The organism is Micromonospora chalcea (assembly GCF_028768405.1).
Taxonomy (GTDB): Bacteria; Actinomycetota; Actinomycetes; order Mycobacteriales; family Micromonosporaceae; genus Micromonospora; species Micromonospora chalcea.
Map to the genome: position 1 here is coordinate 2,595,215 of NZ_CP118233.1, position 22,212 is coordinate 2,617,426.

The 22,212-nt window shown below is 73.3% G+C and carries 19 protein-coding genes; 7 read left to right on the forward strand and 12 right to left on the reverse strand.

The features are described from left to right. Positions 1-36: 36 nt before the first annotated feature. The 3 genes from PVK74_RS10890 to PVK74_RS10900 are packed head-to-tail and all read right to left on the reverse strand — an operon-like array spanning position 37 to position 4,533. Positions 37-459, reverse strand: a complete 423-nt coding sequence (locus PVK74_RS10890) for a roadblock/LC7 domain-containing protein (protein ID WP_013287300.1) — start codon at positions 457-459, stop codon at positions 37-39. Beyond that, positions 456-3,131 (reverse strand): sensor histidine kinase, encoded by a 2,676-nt coding sequence (locus tag PVK74_RS10895; RefSeq protein WP_393099755.1) that lies wholly within the window; start codon positions 3,129-3,131, stop codon positions 456-458. Before PVK74_RS10895 ends, PVK74_RS10890 begins: the two co-directional genes overlap by 4 nt. 31 nt (positions 3,132-3,162) lie before the next feature. Next, positions 3,163-4,533, reverse strand: a complete 1,371-nt coding sequence (locus PVK74_RS10900; protein ID WP_274479018.1) for an FGGY family carbohydrate kinase — start codon at positions 4,531-4,533, stop codon at positions 3,163-3,165. Positions 4,534-4,753: 220 nt separating this feature from the next. Between PVK74_RS10900 and PVK74_RS10905 the strand changes: the two genes are divergently transcribed. Next, the gene (locus tag PVK74_RS10905) at positions 4,754-6,673 is read left to right on the forward strand and encodes a chorismate-binding protein (RefSeq protein WP_274479019.1); all 1,920 of its coding nucleotides are present in this window, start codon (positions 4,754-4,756) and stop codon (positions 6,671-6,673) included. Positions 6,674-6,742: 69 nt separating this feature from the next. Here PVK74_RS10905 and wrbA read toward each other — a convergent pair whose 3' ends face one another. After that, entirely contained in the window at positions 6,743-7,360 is a 618-nt protein-coding gene (wrbA, locus tag PVK74_RS10910; protein ID WP_043329810.1) for an NAD(P)H:quinone oxidoreductase, read from the reverse strand. An 85-nt stretch (positions 7,361-7,445) separates the two neighbouring features. On the opposite strand from wrbA, the gene PVK74_RS10915 reads away from it, so the two are divergent. Beyond that, positions 7,446-7,937 (forward strand): GNAT family N-acetyltransferase, encoded by a 492-nt coding sequence (locus tag PVK74_RS10915; protein WP_064445393.1) that lies wholly within the window; start codon positions 7,446-7,448, stop codon positions 7,935-7,937. Between the two features lie 196 nt (positions 7,938-8,133). Continuing rightward, a complete protein-coding gene (locus PVK74_RS10920) occupies positions 8,134-9,237 on the forward strand; it encodes a winged helix DNA-binding domain-containing protein (RefSeq protein ID WP_187692593.1) in 1,104 nt (367 codons plus the stop codon). Positions 9,238-9,486: 249 nt separating this feature from the next. Here the strand turns inward: PVK74_RS10920 and PVK74_RS10925 are convergent, their stop codons facing one another. Genes PVK74_RS10925 through PVK74_RS10940 form a run of 4 tightly spaced genes read right to left on the reverse strand, consistent with a single transcriptional unit; the run spans position 9,487 to position 13,824 of the window. Further along, the gene (locus PVK74_RS10925; protein WP_069087740.1) at positions 9,487-10,695 is read right to left on the reverse strand and encodes an ABC transporter ATP-binding protein; all 1,209 of its coding nucleotides are present in this window, start codon (positions 10,693-10,695) and stop codon (positions 9,487-9,489) included. 9 nt (positions 10,696-10,704) lie between these two features. Continuing rightward, the gene (locus PVK74_RS10930) at positions 10,705-11,541 is read right to left on the reverse strand and encodes a carbohydrate ABC transporter permease (RefSeq protein WP_043329801.1); all 837 of its coding nucleotides are present in this window, start codon (positions 11,539-11,541) and stop codon (positions 10,705-10,707) included. A gap of 1 nt (position 11,542) precedes the next feature. Continuing rightward, positions 11,543-12,544 carry a carbohydrate ABC transporter permease gene (locus tag PVK74_RS10935; RefSeq protein ID WP_043329800.1) on the reverse strand — a complete coding sequence of 334 codons (1,002 nt, stop codon included), beginning with the start codon at positions 12,542-12,544 and terminating at the stop codon, positions 11,543-11,545. Next, the gene (locus tag PVK74_RS10940) at positions 12,541-13,824 is read right to left on the reverse strand and encodes an ABC transporter substrate-binding protein (RefSeq protein WP_274479020.1); all 1,284 of its coding nucleotides are present in this window, start codon (positions 13,822-13,824) and stop codon (positions 12,541-12,543) included. Before PVK74_RS10940 ends, PVK74_RS10935 begins: the two co-directional genes overlap by 4 nt. 416 nt (positions 13,825-14,240) lie before the next feature. On the opposite strand from PVK74_RS10940, the gene PVK74_RS10945 reads away from it, so the two are divergent. The 3 genes from PVK74_RS10945 (at position 14,241) to PVK74_RS10955 (ending at position 15,349) form a co-directional block, all read left to right on the forward strand. After that, positions 14,241-14,672, forward strand: coding sequence for a RusA family crossover junction endodeoxyribonuclease (locus PVK74_RS10945; RefSeq protein ID WP_274479021.1), 432 nt, complete (start codon positions 14,241-14,243; stop codon positions 14,670-14,672). Positions 14,673-14,719: 47 nt separating this feature from the next. Then, positions 14,720-14,995, forward strand: a complete 276-nt coding sequence (locus tag PVK74_RS10950) for a hypothetical protein (protein WP_030500352.1) — start codon at positions 14,720-14,722, stop codon at positions 14,993-14,995. Positions 14,996-15,067: 72 nt separating this feature from the next. Beyond that, on the forward strand, positions 15,068-15,349 hold the full coding sequence (locus tag PVK74_RS10955; RefSeq protein ID WP_223201390.1) for an SCO0607 family lipoprotein: 282 nt from the start codon (positions 15,068-15,070) through the stop codon (positions 15,347-15,349). A 42-nt stretch (positions 15,350-15,391) separates the two neighbouring features. Here the strand turns inward: PVK74_RS10955 and PVK74_RS10960 are convergent, their stop codons facing one another. From PVK74_RS10960 to PVK74_RS10970, 3 genes are all read right to left on the reverse strand, one after another. After that, entirely contained in the window at positions 15,392-16,084 is a 693-nt protein-coding gene (locus tag PVK74_RS10960; RefSeq protein WP_274479022.1) for an AMIN-like domain-containing (lipo)protein, read from the reverse strand. Between the two features lie 387 nt (positions 16,085-16,471). Continuing rightward, positions 16,472-17,257, reverse strand: coding sequence for a DUF4184 family protein (locus tag PVK74_RS10965; protein WP_113972431.1), 786 nt, complete (start codon positions 17,255-17,257; stop codon positions 16,472-16,474). A gap of 21 nt (positions 17,258-17,278) precedes the next feature. Further along, complete coding sequence (locus PVK74_RS10970; RefSeq protein WP_064445386.1) at positions 17,279-17,977, reverse strand: HAD family hydrolase; 699 nt, start codon at positions 17,975-17,977, stop codon at positions 17,279-17,281. Positions 17,978-18,112: 135 nt separating this feature from the next. On the opposite strand from PVK74_RS10970, the gene PVK74_RS10975 reads away from it, so the two are divergent. Further along, positions 18,113-19,432, forward strand: a complete 1,320-nt coding sequence (locus PVK74_RS10975) for a hypothetical protein (protein WP_233514612.1) — start codon at positions 18,113-18,115, stop codon at positions 19,430-19,432. 46 nt (positions 19,433-19,478) lie between these two features. Here PVK74_RS10975 and PVK74_RS10980 read toward each other — a convergent pair whose 3' ends face one another. Further along, positions 19,479-22,178: an MGH1-like glycoside hydrolase domain-containing protein gene (locus PVK74_RS10980; RefSeq protein WP_043329786.1), complete on the reverse strand. Its 2,700-nt coding sequence runs from the start codon at positions 22,176-22,178 to the stop codon at positions 19,479-19,481. Positions 22,179-22,212: the final 34 nt, after the last annotated feature.

Genomic DNA, 22,212 nt, shown 5'->3' on the forward strand with positions numbered 1-22,212 from the left:
CCGGCTGCGCGCCGGCCGGGCCCCCGCATCGGCGGATCAGCGCGGCAGCGCCTGCTGCAGCTCGGCGCGCAGCGCCGGGGTGAGCATCTCGCCGGCCTGCTTGGCCAGCCGCGCCATCTCGTAGCCGACCACGCCGATGTCGGCGTCCGCCCCGGCCAGCGTGGCCAGGATAGAGCCGTCCCGGATCTGCATCACCAGGAAATAGCCGCGCCCCATCTCGACCACTGTCTGCTTGACGACGTCGCCGTCGAACATCTGGGCCGCGCCCGCGGTGATGCTCATCAGGCCGGAGGTCACCGCGGCGAGCTTGTCCGCGTGGTCCCGGGGCAGATGCGCCGAGATCGCCACCAGGAGCCCGTCGGAGGACACCACCACCGCGTGCGCCACCCCGGGAACGCGCTCCGCGAACGCGTTCACCAGCCAGCTCAGGTCGCGTGCCTCCTGGCTCAACGTCGTCACTGTCGTCGTCCTCCTTCGTCGCGCGGCAGGTACATCTCGGTGGTCTCCTCGGCCTCGGCGCGCCGCACCCCGCTGTAGAGGCGCGACAGCATGCCGCCGACCGCCTCCGGGTCCGGCTCGTGCCGCATCACCGGGCGGTCGGCCACGGAGGCCGGGGCAAGCTGGGCCATCGGCACCCGTACCGGAAGTCCCCGCTCGTTGGTCCCTCCGGTCACCGGCGTCGGCGCCGGGGCGGGCGTCACACCCAGCAGCGACGCCGTCGGCCCCTGCCGGCTGAACCAGCCACCGCCGGCGGGTCCGGCGACAGCCGGGGTCAGGACGTCCTCGGCCCGGGCCGGCCGGGGGCGCGGCACGGCGCCGGCCGGCGCGGCGGGCGCCGGCGATCCGGACGTCGGCGCCTCCGGCCCGTCCCCGAGCGGACGGCCGGTCAGCGGCGACAGCGGCAGCGCCGCCGGCTGACCGGGCGCCGGACGCCATCCCGCCACCGGCAGCTCGGCCGTCGGCGCCGCGAGCGCCCCGGACGCCGCGACCGGACCGGTGGGCGTGCGGACGCTCCGGTCCACCCCCGGTACGGGCCGACCCGCCGGCACCGGCCGGCCCGCCTCCGGCGCGGGCGCCTCGGCCAGCAGCTCGACCGGGATCCGCACCAGGGCGACCAGGCCCGCGCCGCCGGCCTGCAACCGCACCCGTACGCCGTTGCGGGCGCCGAGGTGGCTGACCACGAACAGACCCATCCGCTCCGAGGCCGACACGTCGGCGGCCGGCGGCTCGGCCAGCACCGCGTTCGCCTCGGCCAGCGCCGCCGGGCTCATGCCCAGCCCTTCGTCGACGACCCGCACCAGCGCGCCCCGGCCGTCCGGCTCGACGACGACCCGCACCGTGGTCTCCGGGCGGGAGAAGGAGGTGGCGTTCTCCAGCAGCTCCGCGAACAGGTGCACCAGGTCGCCCACCGCGTGCCCGACGACGTGCAGGTCCGTCCGGTTCTCGTGGCGTACCCGCTGGTACTGCTCGATCTCCGCGCTCGCGGCCAGCAGCACCGCGCCCAGACCCACCGGGCGGTTCCAGCGCCGGGTCGACTCGCTGCCGGCGAGCACCAGCAGGCTCTCGTCGTTGCGGCGCATGCGGGCGGCGAGGTGGTCGAGCTTGAACAGATTCTCCAGCTGGTCCGGATCGCTCTCCTCGCGTTCGAGGTCGTCGAGCAGCTCCAGCTGACGCTCGACGAGCACCTGGCTGCGCCGGGCCAGGTTGACGAACATGGCGTTGACGTTGCGCCGCATCATCGCCTGCTCGACCGCCACGTCGACGGCGCTGCGGTGCACCGCGACGAACGCCTCGGCCAGCTCGCCGATCTCGTCCTGCGAGTCGATCACCGCGGGCGGCACGTCGATCGCGCCGACCGGACGGTCCACAGTGCGCAGCCGTTCCAGCGTCAGCGGCAGATCCACCTGCGCGATCCGCAGCGCCTGGCCGCGCAGCTGCCGCATGCCGCGGGCCACCGACCGGCCGACCAGCAGCGAGATCGCCACCGCCACCAGCAGCACTGTGGCGATGCCACCGGCCACCAGCAGCGTGTCGCGCAGCTGCCGGGCGCTGGCGTCGTCGGCCCGGCGTACCGCGTCGTCGACGACCCCGCTCTCCATCTGGCGCAGCAACTCCTGCCGCTGCTCACTGGCCGACCACCACTGCTCCGCGTCGAGCAGCGCCGGCTTCGCGTCGCCGCCGCCGGGCAGGGTCCGCTCCTCCATCCGGGTGGCCGCGACGAAGGCCGGGTCGACCGAGGTCTGGTCGTAGCGGCGGATCTGGTCGGCGGTCGCCGCGACCCGGAACGCGCCGAGCGCGGTGAGCTGCTGGGCCCGCAGGTCGCTGAGCGTCACCTGGTCGTCGGCCTCGTACCGGCCGGAGCGGGCGGCGGCGTAGAGCTCCGCGCGGATCCGCGAGGACAACTCCTTGACCCGGGACAGCTGCACGTAGCGCAGCACCGCCTCGGTCAGCTCCTGCCGCCCGCCGCCGGGCGACGGCTCGGCCAGCAGGTTCAGCAGCGCCGCGACGGACCGGTGGTAGTTGCTGAGGACGGTGTCGCTGGACAGCACCGCCGGCGCCACCGCGGCGCGGATGTTGACGACCTGGTCGTACGCCTCCAGCGCCTCCGAGTAGGACACCCGCCAGGCCGCGTCGGCGTCGGCCAGCGGCGCGGCCGCGGTACGCAGGTCCGCCACCGCGCGGTCGGTGGCCGCCTGCAGTGGCTTCAGGGCGGCGACCGCGGCGTCCCGGTCGGCGCCGGTGCCGGCGCGGCGCAGCCCCGCCAGCTCCCCGGCGGTACGGTCCCGCTCGTGCTGGAGCCGGTCGACGGCCACGGCGATCTGCCGGCCGATGCCCACCTGCTCGGCGAAGGCGCTCAGCGTGGTGGTCTGCCCGACCAGACCGCGCGTCTGGATGCCGGCCAGGACGAGGAACGCCAGCGACGGGATCACCAGCACGGTGGCGAGCTTGGTGCCCATCCGCCAGTCCCGCAGCCGGAACCCGGAGCGCCGCCGGTGCGGCTGCGGGACCGCGCCACGAGCCGGGTCGGGACCTGCGCCCACACCTGCCTCCTCGTTCCACTCCACCACGTCGGGGAGCGGAGTCCATCCAACCAGGCCGGCGGTCCGTGTCAACGGCCGCCCGGACGGCACGAGCAGGCCGGTCAGCGCTTCGGGCGGACCGTCACGCGTGCGAGGCGGTTTCGTCCGTCCGGCCGATGCCGCCGATGTGCGCCGCCTCGGGCAGACGTCCCAGCGCCACGAGCGCCGCGCCGGCCGCCCCGATCTCCGGGTTGCGCTGCCACCGCACCTCGCGCGGGGCGAGCGCGTCGGCGAACGCCGCGCGCCACCACGGCGAGGCGGTCAGCGCCCCGCCGCCGAGGACCACCTCCATCGGCTCGCCGACGCCGCCCTCCAGCAGGACCAGGTCATCGGCGACGAGCCGGCACAGGCCACCCATCAGCCCGGCGAGGACGTCCACGGCGGTGGTGCCGAAGCTGAGCCCACGCAGCTCGCCCGAGCCCGCCGGGTCCGTGCCCGGCGGCCGGTCACCGCCCAGCCGCGGGTTGGCCCGCACCGAGCCGGTGGTCCGGCGCAGCGCCGCCTCGAGCGCCGCGCCCTCGGGCAGCCGCAGCTCCCGGTTGGCCCAGGCGAACAGGTTGCCGCCACTGGAGTACGCCGCGCCGGTCACCACGTGGTTGTGGTCCACCCGGTACCGCCAGAGCTGCTCCGGCAGCGGCGGCGGCTCCGCGCCCGCCGGCACGGCCTGCATCATCCGGACCGCGGCGGAGGTGCCGACGGTCACCGCCGCGCGCGTCGGGTCGACGCAGCCCGACCCGACGTTGGCGGCCGCCCCGTCGCCGACCGGCGCCGCCCACCGCGCCCCGGCCAGCTGCGGCCAGCGCCGCGCGTGCTCCGCGTTCAGCCGGCCGTGCCAGCCGTCCGGGGCCAGCCGCAGCAACTGCTCCGGGCGTACGCCGGCCAGTTCGCACGCCTCCGGGTCCCAGTCCAGGCGGCGCAGGTCGAGCAGCCCGGTGCCGGAAGCCATCGACATGGACATCGGCACGTCGCCGAGCAGCGCGCCGAGCACGTACTCGGCCAGCCCGGTGAAGCGTGCGTTCCGCGCGCCGTGCTCCCGCAGCCAGGGCAGCCGCACCGACCAGAAGCAGCGGTGCCACCACGTGCCGGTACGCCTGTGGAAGTCCGCCGGGTCGGCCGGGCCGACCGCGCCGGCGAGCGCCTCCGGCCGGGTGTCCAGCCAGGTCAGCACCGGTCCCGACGGGGTGCCGTCGGCGGCCAGCGGCAGCACCGAGTGCCACTGCGCGGAGGTGGCCACCAGGTCCACGTCCCGCAGGTGCCCGCCGGCGGCCAGCTCGTCCAGGCACTCCGTCAGGCACGCCAGGTAGGCCGGGCCGTCCAGCGTCCCGGTGCCGTCGTCCCCGGTGACCAGATGCACCCGGCGACGGGCCAGCGCGCCCGGACGCGGCACCGCGTCCGCGTCGAGCACCAGCCCACGCACCGAGGAGGTGCCCAGATCGAGAGCGAGGATGTCCATCGCCGATCAACCTACCCGGCGCGACCGGCTTACCGGAGGCGGCCTGATCGCGTACAGTGACGGTCATGCCCGCGCACCTGTCCTGCTGGTGGCCCGCCGACCCGGCGGCCCACCCCCGCGCGTAGCTTCCCCACGCGGCCGCCCGACGAGGCGGCCGCCGGTCTTCCCCGGCATCCCGGGTCGCCCACGTCGGCGGTCACCGGCCCACCGAGGAGACCCGATGACCCGCCCGTCCGACCCGCTCGCCGCCGTCGCGGCCGGCCACGACCCCGGCCCGTTCGCGCTCGTCCGCCGCGAGGGCGCCGACCACGTCGACCTGTTCACCGGTCCGGTACGCACCGCCGACCGGCTCGCCGACCTGCCGCTGCCCGACGACGGCGCCGGCCCGCGCACGCTGGCAGTGGTGCCGTTCCGGCAGGTCACCGAGCGTGGCTTCGAGTGCGTGGACGACGGCATGCCGCTGGAGTTCCTGACCGTCGAGGCGCACCGGCGGATACCCCTGGCCGAGTTGCTCGGCGCGCTGCCCGACGCCGCCGTACGCACCACCGACGCCGGCTTCGACATCGCCGACGACGAGTACGCGGCGGTGGTGGACCGGGTGCTGGCCGACGAGATCGGCCGGGGTGAGGGCGCGAACTTCGTCATCCACCGCACCATGCGCGCCACGGTGCAGGGCGACCCACTTGCCGCGGCCCTGGCCGCGCTGCGCCGGCTGCTGCTGCGTGAGCGGGGCGCGTACTGGACGTTCCTGGTGCACACCGGCGCCCGGATCCTGGTCGGCGCCAGCCCGGAGCGGCACGTCAGCGTCGCCGACGGTCTGGTCGAGATGAACCCGATCAGCGGCACGTTCCGGCACCGGGGCGAGACCGTCGACCGGGCTGAGCTGCTGCGCTTCCTGCACGATCCGAAGGAGGTGGAGGAGCTGTACATGGTGCTGGACGAGGAGCTGAAGATGATGGCCGTGGTCGCCGAGCACGGCGGCCAGGTGGTCGGGCCGTACCTGAAGGAGATGGCGCACCTGGCGCACACCGAGTACCTGCTGGCCGGGCGCTGCTCCCGGGACGTGCGGGAGGTGCTGCGGGAGACCATGTTCGCCCCGACCGTGACCGGCAGCCCGATGGAGAACGCCTGCCGGGTCATCGCCCGGCACGAGCGCGCCGGCCGGCGCTACTACGCCGGCGTGCTCGCGCTGCTCGGACGCGACGAGCAGGGCCGGCAGACGCTGGACGCGCCGATCCTGATCCGGACCGCCGAGATCTCGCCCGAGGGCGCGCTGCGGGTGCCGGTCGGCGCCACGCTGGTGCGGCACTCGACGACCGCCGGGGAGGTCGCCGAGACGCACGCGAAGGCGGCGGGCGTGCTGGCCGCGCTCGGTCTCGGCCCGGACGCGCCGGGCACCGGCGCCGAGCCGGCCGTCAGGTACGCCGACGACCCGGAGGTGCAGGCCGCGCTGGCCGCCCGCAACGCGCCGCTGGCCCGGTTCTGGCTGGAGCAGCGCCGGGCGGGCGCGCTGGCGCTGCGCGGGCTCGCCGGCCGGCGGGCGCTGATCGTCGACGGCGAGGACACGTTCACCGGCATGCTCGCCCACCAGCTCGGCGCGCTGGGGCTGGCGGTGACCCGGCGGGACTGGCCGGACCCGGGGCCGCTCGACGGGTACGACCTGGTGGTGGTCGGCCCCGGGCCGGGCGACCCGCGGGACCCGGACGCGCCGAAGATGGCGGCGCTGCGGGCGCTGCTGGCCGAGCTGCTCGCCTCCGGCCGGCCGGCGCTCGCGGTGTGCCTGGGCCACCAGCTGCTCGCCGGGCTGCTGGGTCTGCCGCTGCACCGGCGGGACGCGCCGTACCAGGGGTTGCCGCGCGACGTGCCGGTGTTCGGGGTGACCCGCCGGGTCGGCTTCTACGCCAGCTTCACCGCCCGCGCCGACGCCGACCGGATGACCGGCCCGTACGGCCCGGTGGAGCTGTCCCGCGACCCGGCCGACGGCGCGGTGCACGCACTGCGCGGGGCGGGTTTCGCCGGGGTGCAGTTCCACCCGGAGTCGGTGCTGAGCCAGGACGGCACCTCGGTCCTGGCGGATCTGCTCGGACATCTGCTCGACCGGCCCGCGCTGAGCGCGCATGGAGCGGCCGATCGCGGGTAGGGCGAGGGGCGACCGGTGGTCCGGACGGGTTCGAGAGCCCCCGTCCGGCCACCGGTCGCCATCCGCCGGTCAGCCGGCCATGCCCCGCTTCAGCGCGGCGCCCATGAGCGTGGCCCGCTTGGCGGTCAGCGCGGTGGCGGTCAGGGCCACGTGGTCCGGGGCCACCTCGCCGTTGTTGCTGGTGTGCGAGGCGCCGTACGGGTTGCCGGCGACGAACTGGCTCGGGTCGGTGTAGCCGGGGGTCACCACGATCCCGCCCCAGTGGTAGAAGATCGTGTACAGCGACAGCAGCGTCGCCTCCTGGCCGCCGTGCGAGGTGGCGGTCGAGGTGAAGCCGCTGTACACCTTGTCGGCGAGCGCGCCGGCCGCCCAGAGCGGGCCGGTGGTGTCGATGAACTGCTTGAGCTGTGCGGCGACCATGCCGTACCGGGTGGGCGAACCCATGATCACCACGTCGGCCCAGGAGAGGTCGTCCGGCTGGGCCTCCATCACGTCCTGGGTCTCCAGCCGGTGCGCCTGCCAGCCCGAGTTGGAGCGGATCGCCTCGTCGGGCGCCAGCTCACGCACCTTGCGCAGGCGCACCTCGGCACCGGCTTCCTCCGCCGCCTCGACTGCCGACTGCGCCATCTGGTAGGTGATGCCGGTCGCGCTGTAGTAGATCACCGCGACCTTGACCTGGCCATCCATCAGACGATCCCTCCTCGTTTGGGGTCAACTCCCGCGACTACCCGTTACTTGTCGCGTCAAACGGCGGGCGTGGCATGCTCGCCAGGTGGAGATCCGCACCGCCACCCCCGCCGACTGGCCACTGATCTGGCCGTTCCTGCGCGAGATCGTCGCGGCCGGCGAGACGTACACCTGGCCCCCGGACGTCACGCAGGAGCAGGCCCGGCGGCTCTGGATGCCGGGCCCACCGGCGCGGACGGTGGTCGCGGTGGCGCCGGACGGCGCGGTGCTCGGCTCGGCGAAGCTCGCGCCCAACCAGGGCGGCCCCGGCGACCACGTGGCGAACGCCTCGTTCATGGTCGCCCCGGCCGCCGCCGGGCACGGCGTCGGGCGGGCACTGGCCGGGCACGTGCTCGCCGCGGCCCGGGCCGACGGCTACCGGGCCATGCAGTTCAACGCGGTGGTGGCCACCAACACCCGGGCGGTCGCGCTGTGGCGGTCGCTGGGCTTCGCGGTGATCGGCCGGGTGCCGGAGGGCTTCCGGCACCCCACCCGGGGGTACGTCGACCTGCTCGTCATGCACCGGCGGCTCGACTGACCGAGGCTCAAGATTTGCGCAAGTTCCGCGCGAAAACGCTTTCCCGGCCCAGCTCAGCGAGGATCCTGGTCGGACCGGCGCCAGCCAAGTCGGCTGCCCCGCGCCGGGAACCTGAACGGGGGATCGCGCTTCGTCGGCAGCGCGGCCGGCGCAGCGCGATCAGGGGCTGTCGGACCCCGGGCCTACGCTGACGCCCGTGACCGTTCGCCTCAGCCGCGCCGAGGCGCTCGCGCTACGGATGACCGGCCTGCTGCTGCGCCCGCACCCGACGGCCCGTCCCGAGGGCGTCGCCGACGTGGTCGAGTGGTTCGGCGCCATGCAGGCCCAGGACGCCGCGAGCGGGTTGTGGTCGCTCGGCGTACGCCTTCCCGGCGCCACCCAGAACGACGTCCGCGCGGCGCTGGAGCGGCGCGAGGCCCTGCGCACCTGGCCGATGCGCGGCACCGTGCACCTGGTGCCGGCGCGGGACGCGCGGTGGCTGCTGGACCTGACCGGGGTGCGGACGCTCGCCGGCATCGCCGCGCGGTGGCGGCAGCTCGGGCTGACGGTCGCCGACGGTGAACGGGCCAGTGACGTGCTGGGTGCGGCGCTGGCCGGCGGCGGCCGGCTCACCCGCGCCGAGTGCCTGGCCGCGCTGCGCGCCGCCGGGCTGGACACGGATGGTCAACGCGGCTACCACCTGCTCTGGTACGCCAGCCAGCGCGGCGTCACCTGCATCGCCCCGCACGTCGGCAACGAACAGACGTTCGTGCTGCTCGACGAGTGGGCGCCCGATCCGCGCCGCCCGGAGCGCGACGAGGCGCTGGCGTTGCTGGCGCACCGCTATGTGCGCGGCCACGGCCCGGTGACCCGGCACGAGCTGGCCCGGTGGACCGGCCTCACCGTCACCGACGCGACCCGGGCGATCACGCTGGCCGGTGACCTGCTCGCCCCGGTCGAGGTCGACGGCGAGCCGGCGGTGGTCGACGCCGCGCTGCTCGACACGCCCCGCGCGCCCGTCGACGACGTGCACACGCTGCCCGGCTTCGACGAATACCTGCTCGGCTTCAAGGACCGGTCGCTGATGCTCGACCCGGCGCATGCCGCAGCGGTGGTCCCCGGCAACAACGGGATGTTCCGGTCGACCGTGGTGCGCGGCGGGCGCGTGGTCGGCACCTGGACGCGGACGATCGGCGCGCGGGCGGTGACAGTGACAGCGCACCAGCTCGTGCCGTTCGACGCCGCGCTGCGCACCCGGGTGGACGCCGCGCTGACGGGTTACGCCCGCTTCCTCGGCCTGGAGCTGCGTCACTCCTGGTGAGCGACGGCTCCCGCCGTTGCCCTACCTCATTCTCCTCTGCTGCCGAGCATCCCCTTTGCTCTGCAGCCATCGGCGCATCGGGTCGCCGCGCCCGTGCTCGGTGGAACGCCATGGGTGTCAAAACCGCGCCGAGACACCCGTGGCGTTCCACTCACGCCGATGGCCGACGACGGAGGGAGGGTGAGCTGGCCGGACAAGGCCGAAGGGCCGGCGGCACCGCGTTGCCACCGGCCCTTCGCGCGTCCGGGGTCAGTCGGCCAGAGCGCCGGCCGAACGGCCCTCGTGCAGCGTCAAGTTACGGCCGCTGCCCGGGTCGAACAGGTGGATCTTCTCCAGGTTGAACCACACCCGGCGCGACTCGCCCTCGCGTACCGGGGACTCCGCCGACAGGCGGGTGACCAGGTTCGAGCCGCCGCCCGCGAAGTCCGCCGCGCCCGCGTCGGCGGCCAGCTCCTCCAGTTCGGCGGCGGTCGCCCGCTCCCCCTCGACGGTGAAGTAGACGTACTTGTCCGACCCCATCGACTCGACGATGTCCACCGGCGCCTCGAACTCCATGCCCCGGCGGCGGGTCTCGTCGTCGATCAACGCGGCGTCCTCGAAGTGCTCCGGCCGGATGCCGAGGATCAGCTCGCGGGGCGCGTCACCGGCCTCCAGCTCGCGGCGGACCCGCTCGCCGATCGGCACCTCTCCGAGCGCGGTCCGCAGCTTCCCGTCCTCCACCGCGGCGTGCACGAAGTTCATCGAGGGCGAACCGATGAACCCGGCGACGAAGAGGTTGCGCGGGTGGTCGTACAGCTCCTGCGGCGGGCCGACCTGCTGCACCGCGCCGCCGCGCATGATGACCACCCGGTCGCCGAGCGTCATCGCCTCGGTCTGGTCGTGGGTGACGTAGACGGTGGTGGTGCCGAGTTGCTTCTGCAGCCGCGACACCACGGTGCGCATCTGCACCCGCAGCTTGGCGTCCAGGTTCGACAGCGGCTCGTCCATCAGGAACGCCTTGGGCTGGCGGACGATCGCCCGGCCCATCGCCACCCGCTGCCGCTGGCCGCCGGAGAGGTTGGCCGGCTTGCGGTCCAGCAGCGCGGTCAGCTCCAGCACCTTCGCCGCCTCGTCGACCTTCTGGTTGATGGTCTCCTTGTCCAGCTTCGCCAGCCGCAGCGGGAACGCCATGTTCTCCCGAACGGTCATGTTCGGGTAGAGCGCGTACGACTGGAAGACCATGGCGATGTCGCGGTCGCGGGGCGCCTTGTCGTTGACCCGCTCGCCGCCGATGCGCAGCTCACCGGAGCTGATGTCCTCCAGCCCGGCGATCATGTTGAGCGTGGTGGACTTCCCGCAGCCGGACGGACCGACCAGGATGACGAACTCGCCGTCGGCGATCTCCAGGTCGACGTCCTGTACGGCGGTGGTCCCGTCCGGGAACCGCTTGCTCACCTTGTCCAGCACGATGTCGGCCATTGCTACCACCTATCCCTTGACTGCGCCGGAGGTCAGACCGGAGACGATGCGGCGCTGGAAGAAGAGCACGAACAGGATGATCGGCACGGTGATCACCACGGCGGCGGCGCAGATCGCCCCGGTCGGGTCCTCGAACTGCGACTCGCCGGTGAAGAACTGCAGCGCCACCGGGACCGTGCGGGACCGCTCGGTCGAGGTGAGCGTGATCGCGAACAGGAAGTCGTTCCAGCAGAAGATGAAGACCAGGATGGCGGTGGTGAACACGCCCGGCGCGGCCAGCGGCGCGATCACCCGCCGGAACGCCTGGGCCTGGGTGGCGCCGTCCATCTTCGCCGCCTTCTCCAGGTCCCACGGGATCTGCTTGAAGAAGGCCGACAGCGTGTAGATCGCCAGCGGCAACGCGAACGTGATGTAGGGCAGGATCAGACCCGGCCAGGTGTCGAACAGGCCGAGCTGCCGCTCGATCTCGAACAGCGGCGACACCAGCGACACCTGCGGGAACATCGCGATCAGCAGCGAGACGCCGACCAGCAGCTTCTTGCCGGGGAAGTCCAGGCGGGAGATCGCGTACGCGGCCATCGCCCCGAGCACCACCGCGATGGTGGTGGCGATCAGCGCGATGCCGATGGAGTTGATCAGGGCCCGGACGAACTGGTCGGTGTCGAAGATGGTCCGGTAGTTGTCCAGCGTCCACTCGCGCGGCCAGAACTTGCCGTCGGTGAGCGTGGCCGGGGTCTTGAACGACAGCGAGGCGATCCAGAGCACGGGGACCAGCGCGAAGACGACGACCACGACGTCCAGCAGGCCCCAGCGCACCTTCGCCCGCGTGGTGGATTCCACTGCCATGTCAGCGCCTCTCCCCATCGTCGCTGCCCGGGGCAGCGGTGCCGAACAGCTTCACGAACACGAAGGCGATGATCGCCACGGTGATGAAGATCAGCACCGACATCGTGGAGCCGATGCCGAGGTTCAGGCCCCGGATCAGGTTGTTGTAGGCGAGCATCGACACCGACGACGTCTCGTTGCCGCCGTTGGTGAGCACGAAGATGTTGTCGAAGACCCGGAACGCGTCGAGCGTGCGGAACAGCAGCGCGACCAGGATGGCCGGCTTCATCACCGGCAGCATCACCTTGGTGAACCGCTGCCACGCCGTCGCGCCGTCGGTGGAGGCCGCCTTGAGCAGGTCCTCCGGCACCAGCGCCAGCCCGGCCATCAGCAGCAGCGCCATGAACGGGGTGGTCTTCCAGATCTCCGCCAGCATGATGATCGCCAGCGAGCTGGCCCGCTCGGTGAGCGGGGCGCTGCCGTCGAACAGGTTCGCCAGGTAGCCGGTGCCGGGCGTCCAGGCGTACCGCCAGGAGAACGCCGCGACCACAGTGACGATGCCGTACGGGATCAGCGCGGCGGTGCGGACGATCCCCCGGCCGACGAGCGTCCGGTGCATGATCAGCGCCAGGCCCATGCCGAGCACCAGCTCGACCGCGACGGTGACCACGGTGATCAGGGCGGTCACCCCGAACGCGGTCCACCAGAAGTCGTTGGTGAGCACGGTGACGTAGTTCTCCAGCCCGACGAACTGCCGCTCGTCGGGGAAGCGCAGGTCGAAGCGTTGCAGCGACAACCAGACGGAGTACAGGATCGGGTACGCGGTGACCAGCACCATGACCAGCGCGGCCGGTGCGCACAGCAGCCAGCCGAGCCGCCGTTCGGCCCGCTTGTTCTCGCTCAGCGGGGCGCGGGAGCCGCGCCGCGACCGCTGCTGCGGCACTGCGGCGTGCCGGCCGCCGGGCTGCTCGGACTCGGCCTCGGCGGCGGCCTGCGCGCCGGCCGGAGTGGCGTTCACGCTCATGGCAGAACCCCCTTGGACTCCAGCGCGTCGGAGATCGCCTTGCGCAGCTCGTCGGCGGTCTGCTCGGGCCGGATCGCCGACGGCGGCGACAGGATCGCCGACATCACCGTGGAGATGCTCTGGTACGCCGGGGTCAGCGGTCGCACCGCCGGCTCCTTCAGCTCCTCCAGGATGGTCTCCTTCATCGGGTACGCCTCGGTCATCTCCGGGTCGTCGTAGACGGCCTCGATGGTGGGCGGCACGCCGTCGTTGACGGCGGAGAACTTCTGGTTCTCGGCGTTGCGCAGGCAGCGCGCCACCTCGAACGCCTCCTCCGGGTGCTTGGAGTAGCTGCTGACCGCCAGGTTGACCCCGCCGATGGTGACCTTGCTGGGGGTGTCCGGTTCGATGCCCGGCACCCGGGCCCACTTCACGTTCTTCGCCAGCTCCGGGTTGGCCTCCTGGAGCGCCGGATAGACGAACGGCCAGTTCACCTGGAACGCGCCCTTGCCGGACTGGAACTCCAGCCGCACCGGGTCCTCCAGCGCGTTGCTGAACGACGGCGACGTCACGCCGGACGTGGCGAACTTCTTGAGCTGGTCGAGCGCGCGTACCGCGCCGGCGTCCATCTCCGCCTTCTTGCCGTCGTCACTGAGGATCTTGCCGCCGGCGCTCTCGGCGAGCGTGTTGTAGAGGACCACCAGGCCCTCGTACTGGGCGCCCATGGTGAGCACCTGGTACGGCTTGCCCTGCTCCTTGAGCTGCTGGGCGGCGGAGATCATCTCGTCCCAGGTCTTCGGCGGCTGCGACACCAGGTCCGACCGGTACCACAGCAGCTGCACGTTCGTGTTCTTGGGCGCGGCGTACAGCTTGTCCTCGTACCGGGCGGTGTCCAGCGGGCCGGCCAGCGTGCCCCGCTCCGCCTCGGCCTTGTCCTCGCCGGTCCACTCCCGGATCCACTTCGCGCTGGCGAACTCCTGGGTCCACGTGACGTCCAGGCCGAGCACGTCCATCCCGCTGTCCTGCGCGGCGAGCCGCCGCACCATCTGCACCCGCTGCTCGTCGGCCTCGCGCGGCAGCACCCGGTAGTCGATGCGGTACCGGCCCTGCGCCGCCGTGTTGCAGGTGTCGACGACCTTCTGCAGGTTCTGCTCCGGCGGGTAGTACAGGTTGATCGTGGGGACGCCGCCGTCGCCGCCGGATCCGCAGGCTGCCAGCGGGGCCACCAACGCGAGCGCGGCGGCTGCCGCCACCGCGCGTCCGGCCGGCCGTCGTGCGGCCGTGTCGGGGACTGTCGTCATCACCCTCCCCCTCTCTTCGGCGAAGAACCGGGGAGTGACCCGTGCCCCGGCGCACGGCGAGACGGCGGGGTTCTCGGTCCGATCACCGAACGCCCCGGGCGTGTCGTGCGGCTGAACGTGCCCGACCTGCGACGGAGCGAAACATCACGGACATGTGACGGTGACGGCGCGCACACCGTCGGCAGCGCGACGACGGGGCGCGGCCGACACGCCGTCCCACGTCGTGAAACGGCGAGGCTACCGAGCGTCAGCGGTCGTGCATTAGCGTGGGGCTGGCTCCGTAGCCGGCGCGTCGCCGTCGACGTCGATACGCCTCCGGCCGTCCCCCACTGCCCGCCCGATCGGTTGGTTCTGTCGGGAAAGTGCCGTCCGCTCGTTCCCCGGTTGGGCAGGATTCGCCCCGAGGAGGTGCCGTCGTGCAGGACACCCGCGCTCTCGCCCTGACGTTCGAGGTGAGCGGCCTGCCCCCGGTCAAGACCGAGGCCCTGTCCATCTTCGCCGCCGGGCACCGGCAGGCGACGAGAGTCCGTACCCTGCTCCAGGCCGCCTGCACGGCGGCCCAGCGCACCGGGTGGACCCCGCTCGCCGGCCCGGTGGAGGTGGACCTCACCCTGCGGTGCCCGCCCGGGCACCGCACCTCCGACGCCAGCACCCTGCTCGGCGGCGTGTGCGCGGTGCTCCAGGACAAGAAGCGGGTCGCCAACATCGGTCTCGCCCACCTCGGGGTGCTGGTCGACGTCGCGCTCTGGTCCGACGACCGGCAGATCCGCCGGCTGTCGTACGTCGAGGAGCCGGCGGAGGAGTTCTCGTACCTGGTCCGGGTGTCGGCCGTACCGACGATGGTTTGACCGACGTTCGCGGTGGGGTACCGCGGACGCCGACGAAGGGAGCGCCGATGTCGGAGCCACATGTCACGCTCGACCCGAGCGGGCTTGACCCTGTGCAGCAGAAGCTGCGTGGCCCGCTGGAGGATCAGCTGACCTCGGCCCTGCAGGCCGCCGCGGACCGGGTCCGCTCCGGCTACGCGGGCGAGCCGGTGGAGGACGTGTGCCGCCGCCTGCTCGACGAGACCCGCTCCGGCCTGCACCCGGACATCGCGGCCGGCTTCCAGCCCGACATGGACGAGTTCTGCCGGGTCGCGGTGGCGATCGTGCGGGGCGAGCTGACCTGAGCCCGGGCCGCACCCTGGAATTGAGTACGCGTACCGATGGCGGGTCCGCCCGGGGCGACGACAATTCTCCCCGTGCGAACTCGAATCATGATCGTTCTTGCCGTGCTCGGACTGGCCGGGCTGATGGCGACCACCGGCTGTTCCCTGCGGCAGAGCATCTGCGGCAGCGACGAGTACCCGGTGATCGCGGTCGGCCCGCAGGGCGGTAGTTCCTGCGTGCCGGACGGGGAAGAGCCGTCCCCGCCGTATGTGCGCTACCCGGAGGGCAAGGTGCCGCAGCACGTCGACGACGAGTGGGACGTCTACTGGCGCACCCACGGCATCGACGAGAACAACAACATCATCGACCGCTGATTCCCGGTCGGCCCGCGCCGCTCCCGCCGGCGCGGGCCGGCCTCAGCTGCGGCGCACGTCCACGGCCACGACGTGCGTGCCGTCCGGGCGGGTGGACTCCCCCAGCCGCACCGGCAGGCGGCCGTCGTCCGGCGGCAGCAGGCCGAGCCCGAAACTGAGGTGCCCCTCGAAGTCGCCGGCCACCGCCCATCCGCGCAGCGTCGGGAAGCGGATCGCCGCCGGCGGCAGGTCCGCCGTTCCGCCGCCGCGCGCGTCGTGCGCCTGGGCCGGCTCGAACCGCACCGACAGGTACGCGGTACCGGGCAGCGCGACCGGCGCGCCCCGGCCCTCGGTCACCACCCGCGGCACGTAGGCGACCTGATAGGACGGGGTGGGCCCGCGGAACGCGAAGGTGATCCGGCTGAAGCCCTCCGCCGGATGGTCGCCGACGTCCACCGCCACCAGGACCGGCAGCGGCTCCCCCGGCGGCGGCGTGACCGGCACCCGGACCCGGTGGGCGACCCGGGCCGGCTGGCCGGGCACGGCCCAGCCCCAGATGACACGCCACGAGCCGCCCGTCGAGGCCGCTTCGGTCGGCACGGGCGGGGTGGGCGTGGCCTCCGTCGCGGTCGCCGCGGGGGCCGCCGCGGCCGTCGGGGTGGGCGCCGTGGACGCGCCGTCGTGGCCGGTCGCCGTGCAGGCCGCCGCGAGCAGCACGACCAGGCCGGCGAGCAGCGGTACGCGCTGAGGAGTCATGACTCAGTGTCGCTCCGTGACCGGCCCGCGCACCAGAGGCGTCCCACCCGATTCCGGTGCCTGTTTCCGGGGCCGGACGGGTCAGGACCGGGTCCGCAACTCCCCGGCCCTGACCCCGGCCGTCCGGTTGGGTAGCGGTCTGCGCCGCGGGAACACGGCAGGCGTGGCACGACGCCGTTCGCCGGGCTCCGCGCGGCGAGCCGGTATGCCCGCACTCAGCTCCACGGTGCTCTTACCACCGGACTCCGGTGCGCCCCCGTCTCACCCCGACGAGGCGTGGACGCCGGCTCAGGTTAGGCGCGTACGCGCAGGCCGGACAAGCGATGACCGGTGGCCGCGCCTGTGATTGATGTCTATGCGGAATTGCGGCATGTCGGCGTAACGGGGTCAGCCGGTTTCGCGCTGTTCGACTTCGAGACGCGGACTGCGCCCGGCCTGCCCCGGCGGGACGCTCCGGGCCGCGGCGGCCCCGGCGACGAGCGCCAGCGCGGCCACGTGCAGCGCCCGTACGCCGGCCGGGGCGGCGACGTCCGCCGCCGGCAGCGCGGGCAGCAGCAGCGCGCCGAGCCCGGTGACCGCCAGCGCCACCCGCCAGAACACGGCCGGGTTCGCCGCCGGCAGCGGCGACGCCACGCCCCCGGCCCGCTGTCCCCGGCGGGCCTCCCCCACGACCAGGACGACCACCAGCAGCCCACCGGCGAACCCGGCGGTCACGTCCACGAACTGGTACCAGTACACGCCGGTCAGGGCATGGAAGTCGGCGACGCCGAGCAGCCGGGGCAGGCGCTCGCTGTGGCTGACCCGGTCCCACGCGACGTGACTGAACGCGCCGATGAGCGCCGAGCAGACCGACACCTGCCAGGGATGCCGCACCCCGGCCAGCGTCGCGTACCAGGCCCAGCCGAAGAACCGCCGTCCCGGCAGGTGCGCGACGACGCCGGCGACCACGCGGCGCGCCACCCAGGCGTACGCGAGCGCGACCGGCAGCCCCCACCAGAGCAGCCCGCCGAGCGTGTGTGTACGCATGCCGAGCGCCAGCGGCGTGCCGGTGAACAGGTACGCGGCGTCCGGCGCCACCGCACCGGCGCACAGCGCCACCCCGTCGAACCAGCGGGGCCGCCACAGCTTCAGCGGCAGCACCGGCGCCAGGTGCGACGGGAAGGTGAGTGGCACCTCCCGGACGTTACCGGCCGCCTAGAAGTGCTGGACCAGGTCGGGAAACGCCGCCAGCCGGATCACCTGGGAGTCGGACGGGTCCAGCTCGTCGTGCTCCAGGATCCAGGTGTTCTCGTTCGGGATGAAGACCGCGTTCATCCCGGCGGCCCGGGCGGGCAGGATGTCCGAGCGCGGGGAGTTGCCGATCATCCAGGCGGCGGCCGGGTCGAAGGCGTGCTCGCGGGCCAGCCAGCGGTACGTGTCGGCGTCCTTCTCCGGCACGATGTGCGCGGCGCGGAAGTGGTGCAGCAGCCCGCAGGCGTCCAGCTTGCGCTGCTGCTCCTCGCGCTCGCCCTTGGTGAGCAGCAGCAGCTCGTGCCGGCCGGCCAGGTCGTCGAGCGTCTCGGCCACCCCCGGCATCAGCTCGACCTGGTGCCCGATCAGAGCCGCCGCGAGCTGATCGATCTCGGCGCGTTCCCGGTCGGTGGCCGGACGCTCGCGCAGCTTCTCCAGGCACTCGCCGAGGCTGCGCAGGAAGACCTTGCTGCCGTAGCCGTGCGCGACGGCGTTGGCCCGCTCGATGTCGTCGAGCACCGCGCGGATGCGGGCCCGGTCCAGCGTGGGATGGTCGAGCCAGGTGAGGAAGTCGTCGATCACCCGCTCGAACAGGACGTTGTTCTCCCAGAGCGTGTCGTCGGCGTCGAAGACCAGCACGGCGGCATCCCGGCGCGGCGGCATGGGGCTCCCTCCCTCACGGACCTCGCACACCGTACTGCCCGGTCGCCGGACGGACCACGCGGATTATCCGGTCGGCGGGCGGTTACCGGCGGCTACCCGACTGCGCGATCCCTGGTCGGGCGACATGCTTCGGCCATGACGATCTCACCCGATCATCCACCCGGGCGCAGACGGGGCGCGGCCGTCGCCGTGGCCGCGGCGCTCGCCGTCGCGGGCGCGGCGCTGCCGGGATCCCCGGCGCTCGCCGTCAACGCCGCACACACCACAGTCGTCGGCACGAACCCGGTCGACTGGACGCCGCACGCGCTGGACGGCACCGTGCACCGCATCCTCCAGATCGGCAACCGCGTGTACGTCGCCGGCACGTTCACCAAGGTGCGCAACGCCGGGCAGTCGGCCCAGCTGGCGATGCCCCGCCTGGTGGCGCTCGACGCGACCACCGGCCGGATCGACACCGCGTTCCGGCCGCAGGTGAACGGCGCGGTGAAGGCTCTCGCCGCCGCGCCGGACGGCCGCTCGCTCTACATCGGCGGCGCGTTCACCACTGTCAACGGCGCCGCGGCGTCCCGGCTGGCCCGGATCGACGCGGCCACCGGCGCGCGGGTCGCCGGTTTCACCACGCCGGCGCTGAACAACCAGGTCAACGACATGCACCTGGTCGGCAACCGGCTGATCGTCGGCGGCGCGTTCCAGACCGTCGGCGGGGTGACCCGGCGCGCCCTGGCGGCGGTGAACGCCACCACCGGAGCCGCCGATCCGTCGGTCAACCTGAACCTGGCCGGTCCGCGCACGACCACCTCCGGCGCCACCGCGCCGGTGAAGATCGAGGCGCTGGACGTCTCCGCCGACGGCCGGCGGCTGGTGTTCGTCGGCGGCTTCAGCAGCGTCGCGGGTGTGGCGCGGCACCAGATCGCCGTCGCCGACCTGAGCGCGTCGGGCGCCACGCTCTCCGGCTGGGCCACCGACCGCTACCAGCCGCAGTGCGCGCGGACGATGCCGGTCTACATGCGCGGCGTCGACATCTCGCCGGACGGCACCTGGTTCGCGGTGGTCACCACCGGCGGCCCGTTCCCGGCCACGCTCTGCGACACCGCGGCGCGTTTCGAGTTCGGTGCGGCCACCGGCGGCAAGCAGCCCACCTGGGCCAACTACACCGGCGGCGACACGCTGCTGTCGGTGGCGGTGACCGGCGCGGCCGTCTACGTCGGAGGCCACCAGCGCTGGCTGGACAACCCGCAGGGCCGCAACTCGGCCGGTCCGGGCGCGGTGTCCCGGCCGGGCATCGGGGCGATCCACCCGGTCACCGGCAAGGCACTGCCGTGGAACCCGACGAAGGACCGCGGGGTGGGCACCGGCGAGCTGTACGCCACCGACCGGGGCCTGTGGGTCGGCAGCGACACCGTGACGGTGGCCGGCGAGTACCACGCCCGGCTGGCGTTCCTGCCGCTGGCGTGACCGTGCGGGGCGCGGCGGGCTCTCCCGTCGCGCCCCGCACACACGGTCAGCGGCGCAGCGTGAGGATCAGGTCGGCGACCAGCGCGGTCCACCCGGTCTGGTGCCAGGCGCCCAGCCCGGCGCCGTTGTCGCCGTGGAAGTACTCCGGGAAGCAGATCAGGTCGCGCCAGTCCGGGTGGGTCTGGAACAGCTGCGCGGCGCCGTAGATCGGCCGCCGTCCCCACCCGTCGCGGGTGAACAGCGAGATCAGCCGCGCGGACAGGTCGTCGGCGATCTCGTCGAGCGTCCGCTTGACCCCGGAGCGGGTGGGGTACTCGACCTGCAGGTCGTCGCCGAAGAACGCGGCGTAGTCGCGCAGCGCGCTGATCAGCAGGAAGTTCGTCGGCATCCAGATCGGGCCGCGCCAGTTGGAGTTGCCGCCGAACAGGCCGCTGGTCGACTCGGCCGGCTCGTAGCCGACGCTGAACTCCTGCCCGCCGAGCGTGACGGTGAACGGCTTGTCCAGGTGGGCGCGGGACAGCGTACGCAGCCCGTACTCGGAGAGGAACTCGTCGGTGTCGAGCATCCGGGCCAGCAGCCGCACCACCTGGTCCGGGGCGACCATCGACAGCAGCCGCTGCTGCCGGCCGTCGGGGCCGATCCGGCGGCCGCCGATCACCTCGGCGTACTCCGGGCGGTTGGTGAGGAACCAGCGCAGCCGCGCACCCAGCTCGGGCAGGCGGCGCATGGTGCGGGCGGTGAGCCGGGTGACGGCTGCGAGCGGCAGCAGCCCGACCACCGAGCGGACCTTCAGCGGCACCTTCGTGCCGTCGGCCAGGCGCAGCACGTCGTAGAAGAACGCGTCCTCGGCGTCCCAGAGCCCCTGGTGGTACGCCGCCGCGGCGATGTACGCGAAGTGCTCGAAGAACTTGGTGGCGGTGTCGGTGTACGCGCGGTCGTGCTCGGCCAGCACGATCGCCATGTCGAGCAGGTTGAGCGCGTACATGGCCATCCAGCCGGTGCCGTCGGACTGCTCCAGCACCCCGGCGACCGGCAGCGCGGCCGAGCGGTCGAACGGGCCGACGTTGTCCAGCCCGAGGAAGCCGCCCTCGAAGACGTTGTTGCCGCCGGTGTCCTTGCGGTTGACCCACCAGGTGAAGTTGAGCAGCAGCTTGTGCATGACCCGGGCGAGGAACTCGTGGTCGCGGGAGCCGTCGATCTCGAAGACCTTCAGCGCCGCCCAGGCGTGCACCGGCGGGTTCACGTCCCCGAACGCCCACTCGTACGCCGGGATCTGCCCGTTGGGGTGCAGGTACCACTCGCGCAGCAGCAGGAGGACCTGTTCCTTGGCGAAGCCCGGGTCGACCCGGGCGATGGTGACGCAGTGGAAGGCCAGGTCCCATGCGGCGTACCAGGGATATTCCCACGGGTCCGGCATGGAGATCACGTCGAAGCTGTTCATGTGCCACCAGGCGCTGTTGCGCCCGTGCCGGCGGCCGGCGGGCGGCGTGGAGCCGGGGTCGCCGGTGAGCCAGCGCTCGACGTCGAAGTGGTAGAACTGCTTGCCCCACATCAGCCCGGCGATGGCCTGGCGGGCGACCAGCGCCTCGTCGGCGGTGGCGGCGGCCGGGATCACGCTGTCGAAGAACCGGTTCGCCTCGGCCCGGCGTGCCCAGAGCACGGCGTCGAACCCGTCACCGAGGTCGGCCGGGGCGGGCGGCGCGGCCGCCGGGGGCGGCGCGGTACGGGTCAGCCGCAGCCGGATCTGCCGCTGCTCGCCGGCCGGCACGTCGAGCACGTAGTGCAGCGCGCCCTTGGTGCCGGTGCGCTCCGGGTTGACGGTGGCGGCGCCGTTGACCACGTGGTCGTTGATGCCGTCCTTGGGGTACGCGGACCGCCCGGGCAGCCCCCACAGCCGCTCAGCGTTCGTGTCGTTGTCGCACAGCAGCGGCACCGGGTCGCCGTCGCCTTCCAGCAGCAGCTGCCCGAGCACCCAGTGCTCACCGACGAGCCGGGAACCCGTGCCGACCAGCTTCGGCACCCGGTCGGCGCCGGGCAGCCCCCACGCCCAGGTGTTGCGGAACCAGAGCGTGGGCAGCACGTGCAGCGTCTCGTCGGTGTCGGCCCGGTTCGCCACGGTGATCACCACGCACATGTCGGTCGGGGACGCCTTGGCGTAGTCGACGGTGACCGCCCAGTACCTGTCGTCGTCGAAGATGCCGGTGTCGACCAGCTCGTACTCGGTGTCGTCCCGGCCGCGCAGCGCGTTCACCGCGACCAGCTCGTCGTACGGGAAGGCGGCCTGCGGGTAGTGGTAGCGCCAGCGCATGAAGGAGTGCGTGGGGGTGCTGTCGAGGTACCACCAGTAGTCCTTGGCGTCCTCGCCGTGGTTGCCGCCGTCGCCGCCGAGGCCGAACATCCGCTCCTTGAGGATCGGGTCGCGCCCGTTCCACAGCGCCAGGGCGAAGCAGAACGTCTGCCGGTCGTCGCAGACGCCCGCCATGCCGTCCTCGTTCCACCGGTAGGCTCGGGACCGCGCGTGATCGTGGGGGAAGTAGTCCCAGGCCGTGCCGTGCTCGCTGTAGTCCTCACGTACCGTGCCCCACGCCCGCTCGGACAGATAGGGGCCCCATGCGCGCCAGTCCTGCTCCCCGGCGTCGGCCTGGGCGAGCCGGTGCCGCTCGGGGTCGGGGGACGCGGAGGTCGACCGGTCGGTGATCACTGGCACATCTTCGACGCCGCCGGGGTACTTCTCCACAGCGGCCATTGTCGCCGTGGCATGTCACACCTCGCTGCCGGTG